The 12,730-nt window shown below is 67.0% G+C and carries 9 protein-coding genes; 1 reads left to right on the top strand and 8 read right to left on the bottom strand.

The window, feature by feature from the left end; all coding sequences use genetic code 11:
* Positions 1-62: 62 nt before the first annotated feature.
* The gene (locus FA89_RS13395; RefSeq protein WP_036141125.1) at positions 63-884 is read left to right on the top strand and encodes an alpha/beta fold hydrolase; all 822 of its coding nucleotides are present in this window, start codon (positions 63-65) and stop codon (positions 882-884) included.
* Positions 885-966: 82 nt separating this feature from the next.
* Here FA89_RS13395 and bla read toward each other — a convergent pair whose 3' ends face one another.
* The 8 genes from bla to FA89_RS13355 all read right to left on the bottom strand — a co-directional run bounded on the left by bla (position 967) and on the right by FA89_RS13355 (position 12,670).
* Positions 967-2,043 carry a class A beta-lactamase gene (gene bla, locus FA89_RS13390; RefSeq protein WP_051938750.1) on the bottom strand — a complete coding sequence of 359 codons (1,077 nt, stop codon included), beginning with the start codon at positions 2,041-2,043 and terminating at the stop codon, positions 967-969.
* 76 nt (positions 2,044-2,119) lie between these two features.
* A complete protein-coding gene (locus FA89_RS13385) occupies positions 2,120-3,529 on the bottom strand; it encodes a sugar porter family MFS transporter (RefSeq protein WP_036141122.1) in 1,410 nt (469 codons plus the stop codon).
* A gap of 27 nt (positions 3,530-3,556) precedes the next feature.
* Positions 3,557-4,189: a nucleoside/nucleotide kinase family protein gene (locus FA89_RS13380; protein WP_240003897.1), complete on the bottom strand. Its 633-nt coding sequence runs from the start codon at positions 4,187-4,189 to the stop codon at positions 3,557-3,559.
* A gap of 68 nt (positions 4,190-4,257) precedes the next feature.
* Complete coding sequence (locus FA89_RS13375) at positions 4,258-5,673, bottom strand: family 4 glycosyl hydrolase (protein ID WP_036141119.1); 1,416 nt, start codon at positions 5,671-5,673, stop codon at positions 4,258-4,260.
* The gene (locus FA89_RS13370) at positions 5,651-6,598 is read right to left on the bottom strand and encodes a carbohydrate kinase family protein (protein ID WP_240003896.1); all 948 of its coding nucleotides are present in this window, start codon (positions 6,596-6,598) and stop codon (positions 5,651-5,653) included. The genes FA89_RS13375 and FA89_RS13370 overlap by 23 nt, the downstream gene beginning before the upstream one ends.
* Positions 6,577-7,962 carry an APC family permease gene (locus FA89_RS13365; protein WP_036141115.1) on the bottom strand — a complete coding sequence of 462 codons (1,386 nt, stop codon included), beginning with the start codon at positions 7,960-7,962 and terminating at the stop codon, positions 6,577-6,579. Before FA89_RS13365 ends, FA89_RS13370 begins: the two co-directional genes overlap by 22 nt.
* Entirely contained in the window at positions 7,959-9,866 is a 1,908-nt protein-coding gene (locus tag FA89_RS13360; protein ID WP_051938749.1) for a beta-galactosidase, read from the bottom strand. Before FA89_RS13360 ends, FA89_RS13365 begins: the two co-directional genes overlap by 4 nt.
* 2 nt (positions 9,867-9,868) lie before the next feature.
* Positions 9,869-12,670: a TonB-dependent receptor gene (locus tag FA89_RS13355; protein WP_051938748.1), complete on the bottom strand. Its 2,802-nt coding sequence runs from the start codon at positions 12,668-12,670 to the stop codon at positions 9,869-9,871.
* Between the last annotated feature and the right edge of the window lie 60 nt (positions 12,671-12,730).

Here is a 12,730-nt window from a genome sequence, read left to right as displayed (position 1 = left end):
ACGGAAGCGGGCGTCCGCGTTACCCTTCAGCTTCCCTCCCGGAACCGAAGAAGGCCAAGGCTATGTCATTCATCACGATGCGAGACGGCACGCAGATCTACTACAAGGACTGGGGCACCGGCCAGCCGGTCGTCTTCCACCACGGTTGGCCGCTGAGTGCGGACGACTGGGACGCGCAGATGATGTTCTTCCTCGCCCACGGTTTTCGCGTCATCGCGCATGACCGCCGGGGCCACGGGCGTTCGTCGCAGACGGCGACCGGCAACGACATGGATACCTACGCGGCCGACGTGGCCGAACTGGCCGCGCACCTGGACCTGAAGGACGCCGTGCACATCGGCCATTCCACCGGCGGCGGCGAAGTGGCGCGCTACGTGGCGCGTCACGGCACGGGCCGTGTGGCCAAGGCCGTGCTGGTCAGCGCAGTGCCGCCGATCATGGTCAAGACCCCGGCCAATCCCGGCGGCCTGGACATCTCGGTGTTCGACGGCTTCCGCACGTCGCTGGCGGACAACCGCGCGCAGTTCTACCGCGAGGTACCCATTCCCTTCTACGGCTTCAACCGCCCGGGCGTGACCACGCTCGACGGCGTGGTCGACAACTGGTGGCGCCAGGGCATGATGGGCGGCATCAAGGCCCATTACGACTGCATCAAGGCGTTCTCGGAAACCGACTTCACCGACGACCTCAAGGCCATCACCGTACCCACGCTGGTCATGCACGGTGACGACGACCAGATCGTGCCCTACGAGGATGCGGGCGTGCTTTCCGCCAAGCTCGTTCCGGGCGCCCAGCTGAAGCTCTACAAGGGCTACCCGCACGGCATGCTGACCCTGCACGCGGATGTCATCAACCCGGACCTGCTGGCTTTCATCAAGGCCTGAGGTAAGTCGACATGCCACGCGCCGCGATCCGGCGCGTGGCATGTGGCGTGGTCGGACGTCGGGGCTTTATCGGGTCCGGGCGTTACCGCAACTGCGCCGCGACCAGCGCGCCCAGTTCCCTGAACCACGCGGCACGCTCATCGTCCGTCGACGTGGTATCGCGCAGGAAAGCCGCCACGACGGCGCTTTTGCCGTTGGGCGCGGTGACGATGGCCATATCGTTCCAGGCGGCGATGCGCTTGCCGTAGCTCGCACCCGTACCGGTCTTGTCGGCGATGCCGAAGCCGGCCGGCAGGCCGGCGCGGATACGCGTGGGCACGACCTGGGCCTGCATCAGCGACAGCAGGTAGCGCGTCGACACGGGCGACAGCAGTTCGCCGGCCTGCAGCTTGCGCAGGAACGTGGCCGCGCCGTCCAGCGTCGTGGTGTTCTGCGGCATGGCGATGGCGGCCTCGTAGCCGCGACGACGCCGCGCATCTTTCGCCTGCGCGGTCTCGTGTACCGGAACCGCTGTGCCGTCGGCCAGGCCGTCGAACACCTGCCCGATCTCCCGTTCGCCCACGTCGATGCGCATGCCATGGACGCCTTTACCGTCGAGGTACGCCGTGACCTTGGGGCCACCGCCGAGCAGCTTGAGCAACGCGTCCACGGCCGTGTTGTCGCTCTGTGAGACCGACGCCGACAGCAGTTCGGCCACCGTGACATCGATGGCTCCCTTCGCTGCCCGCGTGCCGATCGACGGTACCGCGGAGCCCGCCACCACGTCGGCCGGCGTCAGGTGCACCCTCTGGTCGAGGTGCAACGTGCCTGCGTCCACGCCGTGCAACACGGCAGCGGCGACCGGCGCCTTGAACACGCTCATCAGCATGTAGGCGCGGTCGTCGCCGACCCGCGCCGTGGTGCCGTCGTCCAGGTCGGTCACGATGATGCCGAAGTGGGCGGGCTTTGCCTTGTCGGCAAGCGACTGCAGCGAGGCCTGCAAGACGGCCGACCGGTCTGCCGCACCGGTGGCCTTCGGTGCATCGGTGCCCACGTCGGCGGGCATGGCGCTCGTGGCGGCTGCGGGAAAGCCCGCGGCGGCGGCGTCACCCGTGGCCATCGCCGCCAACGGGACCAGCGACAAGGCCAGCGACAGCGCGACAAGGGTGGGTTTCAGCATGACGTGGTGTTCCTTGGGTTGAGGCACGCCATGCTGGACCACGCCCGGGCGCTTTTGCGGGCATGGCCCTGTCGGATCAGCGATGCCTGCTGCGCTTCTGCTGGAACGGGTAGAAGCGTTCCTCGCGCAGTTCGTGCTCGATCTGTTCCAGGCTCTTGCCCATCGTCTCGGGCACCATGTAGTAGATGAACACCAGCGCGCCCAGCGAGATCACCGCATACAGCCAGAACGTGTGCGAGGCGCCCAGCCAGGTCACCAGCGACAACGTGCTCAGCGTCACCAGGAGGTCGAAGAACCAGTGGCTGAAGGCACCCAGGCTGGCGCCCTTGCCGCGGACGAACAGCGGATAAACCTCGGAATTGATCAGCCAGATGCACACGCCGAAGCCGCCGCAGTTGAGCATCAGGTAAGCGGCCAGGCAGGCCACCACCAGCACGCGGCTAAGGTCGGTCTGCGGCCCCTGCCCTTCGAACAGGAAACCCATGACCACCAGCGCCACGATGGAGCCGGGAATCATCCACAGCAGGTAGCGACGCCGGCCGATGCGGTCGACCAGGATGCTGCCGATGACCGTCATGATGACGACGAGGATGGTGCTGCCGCCGGTGCCCAGCACGGCCCACTTGTCCGAGAAGCCGGCCTTGGTGAGGATAGTGGGGGCGTAGTAGATCAGCGCGTTGTTGCCGGTGATCTGGGAAAACATCGATATGCTCGCGCCGACGATCACGGCCGGGCGGATCCACGGCTTGGCCAGGTCGCGCCAGCGGCCGGTCTCCTGGTTGTCGGACACACCCTCGATCTCGGTCACCTCGCGCTCGGCAAGGCCACGGTCGCCGCGTACGCGCGTCAGCACGTCGATCGCCTCCTGCTTGCGACCCTTGGTCACCAGCCAGCGCGGGCTCTCGGGCAGGATCGCCATGCCACCCAGCAGGATCACCGCCGGCACCAGGCCCAGGCCGAACATCCAGCGCCAGTGTTCACCGAGGAAGAAACCCGTAAAGTAGGCCACGGTGATGCCGAACACCACCATGAACTGGAACAGCACCACCATCTTGCCGCGATGCTTCGGCGGCGATACTTCCGCGATGTACACCGGGATGATCTGCGTGGAACTGCCGGCCGACAGGCCCAGCAGGAAACGTGACGCGATCAGCATTTCCACGCTCGTCGACATCGCCGAGGCGATCGAGCCGAGCGCGAACAGCACGCCCACGAAGATGACCATACGCCGGCGACCGAGGCGATCGGACAACGGGCCGGTGCCGAGGCAGCCGAACAGCGCGCCGAAGATGATCGCGCCCGTGACCAGCTGCTTGGTCGTGTCGTCCATCGCGAACTCACGGCCGAGGCCCAGGAGCGCGACGCCGATCACGCCGGTGTCGTAGCCGAACAGCAGTCCGCCGAGCGCGGCGATCACCGCGATGCCGACGACCAGGCCGGTGCTGCCACCGGCGCTGTCGGCGTTGGAGGGATTTACCGCTTGCATGCCTGTCTCCTTACACGTAGAACGAGGTCATGCGGTCGCATCGAGGCTGACCCGCACGTTGAAATCCGCACGCCCCGCCGTCGCCGCGATGCGGCGGCCGTTGGGTTCGTCGGTGTGTTCGATCCAGTCGAGCGCGGCTTGCCGCGTGCGCCCGTAGTGCATATGCCGCTGCAACAGCTGCTCGCGGCGCTGGACGTCGTCCACGTCGACGAACCACACCTCGTCGAGCAGGCCGTGCACGTCCTGCCAGCCATCCGCGTCCAGCAGCAGGTAGTTGCCTTCGGTGACGATCAGCCGGGCATCGGCGGACACGGCGATCTCACCGGCCACCGGCTCTTCGATCTCTCGGTGGAAGGCCGGCGCATAGACGATCTCGCCCGGCACCGGGTCGCGCAGTCGGCGCAGCAACGCCACGTAACCGGCGGCGTCGAAGGTATCGGGAGCGCCCTTGCGCGACGCGCGATCAAGGCGGGCCAGTTCCGCGTTGGCCAGATGGAAACCATCCATCGGCACGCCGACCGCATGCGGGCCGACGTGCTCGAGGATTTGCGCCACGAGCGTAGACTTACCCGCGCCCGGCAAGCCGGCGATACCGAGGATGCGGCGACCGCCGCCCTGCATGAGTGCATCCAGGCGTTCGATCGCTGTGGAATCGATCAAGAGCTTCTGCCGGTGGAATAAGTCCGACAAAAGCTAATGAAGGAAGTGTGTGCGCAAGATGAAGCGGCTTACGCGTGGCGATGTACCGGACCCTGGCACAGGCATTCGCCGTCTTCGTTCGCATGCCCCAGCAAGGCATCCAGCAGATCGCCCGAGGGAGTCCACTGGCCGATCGCCGGATGGATCAACATGGCCTTGCGCGCCTCGAGGCGACGATCTTCCAGCACCGACGCGATCGCCGCACGCTCATACGCCTTGACCGAACGCACCAAGCCGTTCACCGCATCCGGCAGCGGCGCGATGGGACGCGGCACGATGGAATCCAGCGAGATGTCCGAGGCGATCTCGACGATATCGTTGTCCGGCAGGTCCGGCAGCGCACCGCCGTTGCGCGTGTTGACGACGATACGCGCCGGTCTGGCGCCTGTCAGCGCGCTCATCACGTCGATGGCGATGCGGTGGTAGCCCGTGGCGACGCGGAACGGGTCGCCCTGCAGGCTCACCCCCTGATCGAACGCCGAGCCGCCCTCGGCTTCCAGTTTCATGTACGAGCCGGAACGCTGGTTGAGGTAGGCCGCGTAGATATCCACCGCCGTGTCGCCGTCACCGGCATCCAGGCGTGCGGTGAGGCTGGACAGCAACTCGTCGTTGAGCCGCTGGATCTCACCCCCGCGGCTGCCGCCCTGCTTGCGCTGGTTGACCAGCGCGCGCTGCCGCTCGTAGTAGAAGAACAGGTATTCGGTGGGGATCAGCCGCAGGGTGCGGATCATGTCGAAGTCGAACAGCGGCGCCAGGTACAGCTTGCGCAGCAGTTCGTCGCTGGCCAGCAGCCGGTCGATCACTTCTTCGCCGCGCACGCGCACGCCGCGCACCCAGCCGAGGTGGTTGAGGCCGACGTAGTCGCACTCGACGTCCGCGGCAGGCTCGCCCAGGGCGTGGGCGATGTTGTGGAACAACTCGGTGGGCGTGTCGCAGATGCCGACGATGCGCGCCTTGCTGTGATCGCTCACCGCCTGGGTGATGAGCCCCGCGGGGTTGGTGAAGTTGACCAGCCACGCCTCGGGGCTCAGCCGTTCCACCAGCCGCGCCTGTTCGATGGCGATGGGAATGGTGCGCAGGGCCATGGCGACGCCGGCGGGGCCGGTGGTTTCCTGGCCGGGATAACCGTGGTCGATCGACGTGCGCTCGTCCGCCGCGCGCCCGGCGATGCCGCCGATGCGGATGCTGTTGAGCACGAAATCGGCGCCTTCGATGGTGTCTTCCAGCGAGGTGGCGCCGCGTAGTCGCAGGTCGCCACCGAACCGGCGGATCACGGCCTTGCCCAGGTCGACCATGATGCGCAGGCGCGCGGGGTCCGGGTCGTACAGCACCATCTCGGACGCGCCGAGTGCCTCGGCCGCCTCGTTGACGCCGAACACTACCAGGGGAGAGCGGACACCGCCGCCTCCGATCAATGCGATCTTACGATCCGTACGTTTGCTCACGGAGGGTCCTCAAGTGCGTGGGATGGGGAAGCGATGCAAGGGCGCCGGGCGCGGTCGTGCACAGGGCGCCGCAAAGGCAGCCACGCTCGACGCAGCCGTCGATGGGTTCGTTATCGAGCAGGCCGTCGATCACGCCAGCGTCGAAGGCATCGCCCGCGCCGGTGGAATCGACCGCCACGATGCGCGGCGCCGGTACGCGGCGCAGGCCGCGCGCATCGGCGATCCACGCACCCTGGGCGCCCTGCTTCATGACGGCCAGGCCGATGCCGACCGACGCGCACCAGGCCTCGTAGGCCGAGGGGGCAGCGCTGCCGGCCACCAGCGCGGCCTCTTTCTCGTTGGGCAGGAACAGGTCGACGTCGCGGCAGCTGGCGTGGTTGGCCGGGTCGCGCAGCCAGTCCGGGCTGTAGCCGACGTCAAGCGACGTGGTGCAGCCGGCCTGACGCAACAGCGGAAGCAGGGTGGAGGCGAGGTCGCGCGGCAACGGCATGGCGAAATGCACGTGCCGTGCCGTGGCCAGGTCGGCGACGATCTCGGCCGTGGCCAGCAGTTCGGGCAGTGCGCGGTTCACGCCCGGGTAGGTGAAGAACGAACGGTCTTCAACGGTGGAGACGCTGACCGTGATCCCGGTGCCGTCGCTGCCCAGGCGGATACCATCCATGCCGACGCCGAACTCGGCCAGGCGACCCTCGAACCAGTCGAGGTCGGCCTCGCCGATCACGCCGACCAGGCGCACGCGGCGACCCAGGCGCGACAGCGCGCAGGCCGTGTTGACCGTGCCGCCGCCGAGCTCACGCACGTAGTGCTGCGCGATCACCTCTTCGCCGGGACCGGGCCACGCGGGAAAGCCGCTGAACACATGATCGGCGTAGATCTCGCCGACCACGGCCACGTCCCACGATTTCAGCGAGGGAGAAAGGGCCACGTCTGTGTCCTCCGTGCTTGCCACAGGAAAAGAAGGGTGCCGGCGAACACCGCCACCACGGCGGCCACGATCGACGAGGTTTCCGCCGTCGCCACCAGGTACAGCCAGCCGACGACGCTGATCACCAGCGGCAACGGATACAACGGCATGCGGAACACATCCGGCGCGGCACGCCGGCGCCGCAGGGCGACCACGGCGAAGCATTGCGCGATGTACTGGAACAGGATCTGCGTCACCATCAACGTGGCGATCAGGTGCTCCAGCGAGAGGAAACACGCTGCGGCCGAGGTGGCGCCGACGAACAGTAGCGACACCGTGGGAAAACCCCCGCGCGGATGCAGCCGCGCGAACACGGGAAAGAACTGGCCATCGGCCGCGGCCGCATACGGCACACGCGAGTACCCCAGCAGCACCACCAGCGCGGAGCCCCAACTGGCCAGCAGGATCAGCAGCACCGCCAGCGTGCCCCCGGTATGCCCGTGGATCGCCTGCATGAAGTCGGCGACGACCGCCTTGGAATGCGCTGCCTGCGCCCAGGGCAACACGCCCAGGATGCTCAGGTTGAGGCCCATGTAGAGCACCGCCACCAGCGGAATGGAGACCAGCACCGCCATGGGGATGGTGCGCCGCGGATTCCTGACTTCGCCGCCGAGCATGCAGACGTTGTTGTAGCCACCGTAATCGTAGACGGCGATCAGCGACACGGCGCCCAGCCCCAGCCAGAAGCCGTGCGACGAGGGCATCTTCGTTTCGAAGAAACCGCGGGCCACCGCCATGTCGAAATGGGTGATGCCGCTGAAGACGATCCAGGCGCAGGCCGCAACCACGATGGCGCTGACGAACACCGACAGCCGCTGGATCTGCCCGACCCGCCGGTAAAGCACCGCGGTGTTGACCAGGCACAACCCCGCGGCGATCAGCGCGCGGCCCGTGTCGCCCAGCGACGGGATCAGGAAACCCACGTATTGTGCGAAGCCCACCGCCGCCGAGCCGATCGACAACGGCGCCGTGAGCAGGGTCTGCCAGAGGTACAGGAACCCGAACAGGCGCCCGGCCTTGTCGCGCCCATAGGCCTCGCGCAGGTAGTGGTAGGGGCCGCCGGACTCGGGAATGGTGGAACCCAGCTCAGCCCAGACCAGCCCGTCGCACAGGCACAGCAACGCACCGGCGATCCAGCCCAGCAGCACCGATGGCCCGGCCAGCGCGGACAACGCCAGGGGAATCGTCACGAACGGCCCGATCCCGATCATGTTCAGCACGTTGGCCGACAGGCCGCCCCAGAATCCGATCGCGCGCGGCGGCACGCCCGTCGCGTCGGCGGGGCTGCCGCTTGCCGGCGTGCGCAGACGCCCGACGGCGCTCATGCCGTGCTCCCGGCGGGCGACTGCGTGAGGGCCGCCGTCGCGGCCAGCGAGGTCGCCGCGGCCACGGCGGCGCCTTCCGTCCGGTGCAGGTCCAGCAGCAGCACTTCGTTCGCCCCGGCGTTCAACCACGGCCCCGGGCAGAACAGCCGCTGTTGCGGCCCGATGTTCCAGTACCGCCCGAGCAGGTGCCCGTTGACCCAGAGATAGCCCTTGGCCCAGCTGGTCACGTCGATATACACATCACCGGGAGCATCGACCTGCACGGTGGCCTTGAAGAACACCCCGCCCCGCCGCGGCGGCGACTGCAACGGCCGCAGGCCGCGCAACCAGGCATCGTCCAGCGGCAGCGGCCAGGCCTGCACGTCGTGCACGGGCGCACCGTCCAGCGAAACCGGACCGATCAGTCCCTTGTGGTCGCCCAGTCGCGGGCCGAAATTGATGTGACCGAAGGTATCGACGAGGATCTCCAGCACGCCGCCGGCAGGAGGCACCGCCGGCAAGGTCACGTCGGGCCTCGCGTTCAGCGAGGCATGCACCACGCGCGACACCACGCCCGCCTCGCGTCCCTCCACGTGCACCACCGCATAGTCGCGCACGTTTTCCAGCCGCAGCACGCCCGCGGGCGCGATGCGCTTGCGATACACCACCAGGCCCTGGTCCTGCCCGAACAGGATCTCGTTCGGGCCGGGGGACGGCAGGGTCACTCCCTCGCCCGGCAGGTTGTCCCACAACGAGGCGAACGGCTGCGCGATGACCGTGGCGAAGGTGGCTGCGGGTGGCGCGGGCGGCAACGCTGGCGGCTCGACCTTCGTCGCCTGCCGGATCACCTCACGCAGGCGGTGGTACTGCGACGTAGCGGCGCCGCGCTCGTCGATCGGCGCGCCGTAGTCGTAGCTGGTGATGACGGGCTGGAACTGCGACCCGTCGTCTTCCGCGTTGGACCCCGCGGTGAGTCCGAAATTGCTGCCGCCGTGGACGACATAGAGATTGAATGAATAGCCCGCCTGCATCACCCGGCGCAACGGCTCCACCAGGTCCTTCGTGGCGAAGCCCGGCTCGCCCCAATGGGTCAGCCAGCCCGGATATCCCTCGCCGAGCCACACCGGCGATTCGCCGGCAAAGCCCCTGCCCTTCACCAGCTCGGCCACGTCGGCACCGTCCAGGCCCAGCGCGGCGCCTTCCGGATAGGCCTTGCGACGTTGCAGGTCCTTCCAGCCGTCCGAGACGGAAAACGGCCCGTCGATACCGTGCTCGCGCCACAGGTTGCGCAAAGCATCCAGATAGCCGACATCATCGGCAAACATCGCATATTCGTTCTCGATCTGCAGCATGAGCACCGGGCCGCCCGCACCTGCCATCAGCGGCGCGATCCGCGGTGCCAGCGCAGCGATGTAGCGGCGCACCGCGGTCATGTAACGCGGATCGTCGCGAGTGCGCAGGCGCGTGTCCGGGTCGCGCAACAGCCAGGCCGGCAGGCCGCCGTTGGTCCATTCCCCGCAGATATACGGGCCGGGGCGCAGATACACCCACATGCCCTCCTCCGCGCACAAGCGGATGAAGGCGACGATATCCCGATTGTCGCTGCTGAAGTCGAACACGCCCGGCTCGCGCTCGTGGTGGTTCCACATTACGTAGAGGGCCACCGTGTTCAGGCCCATCGCCCGCGCCATCCGAATCCGGTGTCGCCAGTGCTCGCGGGCGACGCGTGCGGGATGCATCTCGCCGCTGTGCACGCGGAACGGCCGGCCGTCCAGCAGGAACTGGCGATGACCGAAACCGAACGCGTGCGGTTTGCCGTCCGGCGCGACCGCCGGCACCGGGCCGCCGGTCGACGCCGCCCACCCGCGCCCGGCGAACGCCAGGGGAGTGAGCAGCGACAACGCGAGGAACTGGCGACGCTGCATGCTCAGAACGAATACTTCACGGTGAACAGGGTGGTCATGCCGGCATTGACGATATCCGAGTTGGCCAGGCTGTTGCGTCCGATGTGCGACCAGTACGAGTACTGCTTGGTAAGGTTGCTGACCTGCAGGTCGAACTGCAGCCCGTTGGACAGCAGGTAACCGGCATGCAGGTCGACGCGACGGATCGGACGGATCCACAGGTCGTCCCACGGCGCACCCTGGTTGAGGTAGTCATACGTGGACAGGTACGAACCGGTGTAGTGGTAGCTGAGGTTGAGCGAGAAACCGCCCTTCTCGTAGAACAGTTCCGCATTGGCCATGCGCTGCGGTGCCGACTGCAGGCGCTCGTTGCCGAAGCCCTCGCGACCCAGGTCCACCTTGGAGTTCTGCCGCGTCGCGTTGACGCTGAAGCCCAGGCCGTCGAACGGCTCCGGCAGGAACTGGAACTTCTGCCGGTAGGTGGCCTCCAGGCCGTAGACATGCCCGTCGCCGCCGTTCGTGGGCGTCTTGGTCAGCACCGTGCCCACCCCGGACGTGTTCGGATTGGCCTGGCCGCCGCCGCTGTCGTAGATGTAGTCACGCAGCTTCTTGTAGTAGCTGGACAGCGACACGTAACCGCCGCTGTGCGTGGTCCACTCCGCGCCCAGGTCCACGTTGGTGGCCTTGATCGGCTTCAGGTTGGGATTGCCGCTGGTGATCGTGGTGACACCGTCGGACACGTTGATCTGCGAGCCGCCGCCCAGCTGGACGAACGCCGGACGCGTATAGCTCTGCCAGATCGCACCGCGGTAGACGATGTTGCCATCCGGGCGGAAGTTGACGAACAGGCTGCCCAGCGGCTCGTTGTACACCGTGCGGTTGTTGGAAAAGAAGCCGGGCTGCTCGTTGCCGTCCGCATCCTGCGGCGTCGTCCAGAAGGTGTTGCGGATGGACGTGTGTTCGAAGCGGACACCGGGGATGACTTCCCACGGGCCGTTCTGGAAGGTCGCCATGCCGTACGCCGCGGTGACCGCCTCCGTACCGCGCATCGTGTCGCAGTTGTAGTTGTTGAAGTCAAGCTGGCTGCAGGTGTCCAGGTCCGAGGGCTGCACGTGCCCGTCGATCAGCGCCGCCACGGCCGCGCGACTCACGTTGGGCGTGCGCCAGGCGAACTTACCCGGGAATATCTGGTTGTAATACCCCTTGATGATACCCAGGTCGTCCAGCGTGGTGGTGCCGTCGTTGATGCCGCCGGTGGAATAGTCGCGGTTGGTGAACTCGCGCGCGCTGTCGCTGTACTTCACGCCGAACTTGATCGACTGCAGCGAACCGCCGTCGAAATCGTAGCGCAGGTCCAGCTTGGCACCGCCACGCTTCTGTCCGGAGCGGATGTCGGTCACCTCGCCATAGTCGTTCGCATACATGTTCTGCAGGTTGTTCACGGAGTTCAGCAGGCCCGGCGTCAGCACCGGATACGGGAAACCGTTGCCGCCGTACCGCAGCAGCGAACTGCGGTTGTAGGCGAAGTTGTCCTGCGAGTACTTGTCCTCGCGGCCGTCGATCTCGACGTGTGCGGGGCGGTCGTTGCGACCGATGCTCCAGAAGACGTTGGGCGAGATGGTCCAGCCGCCCGCGGTCTTGTCCGCACCCAGCTGGATGGTCGCCAGGTCCGCCCGCTCCGGGTTGGTTTCGAACCAGAAACGGTTGGCGATCCGCCCGATATTCGGCGTGTATTCGCCCGCCGTGGCCGACGGCACATAGGTGACGTTCTGCGGCAGCAACTGGCTGTAGGTGGTGTTCTGTTCGGTCAGCGCGTAGGCATAGGTCATGCGCGCATAGGCCATGAGCGACGGGTCCACGTACCAGTCGAACGATATGTTGCCGCCGTAGCGGCGCTCGAAGCCCGAAGCGATACCCACGTTGGTGCCCAGGCTGGTGAGGTTGCGCGCCGGGTCGTACCCGGGAGCGCTGGCACCGGTCGCCGTGGCATGCAGGAATGCCCACGAGCCGTCATTGGACGCGCTTTCCGCAGCGCCGATCTCGCTGTTGGCGATGTTGCGGTAGTCGTAGTAGCCGCTGACATAGATGCCGAACTGCTTGCGCTCACCGAACTTGCCCTGCAGTTCACCGGCCAGACCGCTGCCCAGGCCGCTACCGCCGTAATCGCGCGCACGGCTTTCCACACGACCGCTGGCAGTGACGCTGCCGCTGAAATCCTTCTTGTAGTCGAACGCGCTGGGCGTGCGGAAGTCGATGGTGCCGCCGATGGCATCGCCGTCCATGTCGGCCGTGGAGGTCTTGTTGAGCACGATGGTCTGCAGGCCCGTGGGCGGCAGCAGGCTCAGCTGGACGCTGCGGCTGTATGGCATGCCTTGGGCGACGTTACTGCCGTTGACCAGGTTGACGTTGTATTCCGAAGGCAGGCCGCGCACCGAGGTGAACATGCCTTCGCCCCGAGCCGCACCGTCGATGCCACCGAAATAGCCGGAGCCCGTGGTGGTCACGTTGACGCCGGACATCAGACCCAGCGCCTCGGCGACGTTATGCACCGCGGTGCGCTGCAGGTCGGCGGCGGACAACACATCCACCGTATTGATGGCGTCCATCCGCATGTCGGTGGCGTCGTAGCGGTTGGCCACCACACTCAACGCCTTCATCTGAACGGCCTTGTCCGGCTTGGCCGGCGCGCCCTTCGCATCCGTGGCGGCCGGTTTGGCCGGCGGCGTGGCAGCCGGCGCGGCATCCTGTGCGAACACGCTGCTGGACAACACGGCACATACGGCCAGCGCCAGGTACTTCTTGTTATAACCCTTATCGATACCCACGACCCACCCCCACCCTGAAAGTGCCTTGGAAACAGGCACGGCTCGACGCCGCGCCCTGCG

Origin of the sequence: Luteibacter sp. 9135 (genome assembly GCF_000745005.1) — a bacterium.
Lineage (GTDB): Bacteria > Pseudomonadota > Gammaproteobacteria > Xanthomonadales > Rhodanobacteraceae > Luteibacter.
Note: the sequence above shows the minus strand (reverse complement) of the source record. Positions and strands in the feature narration are given on the sequence as shown.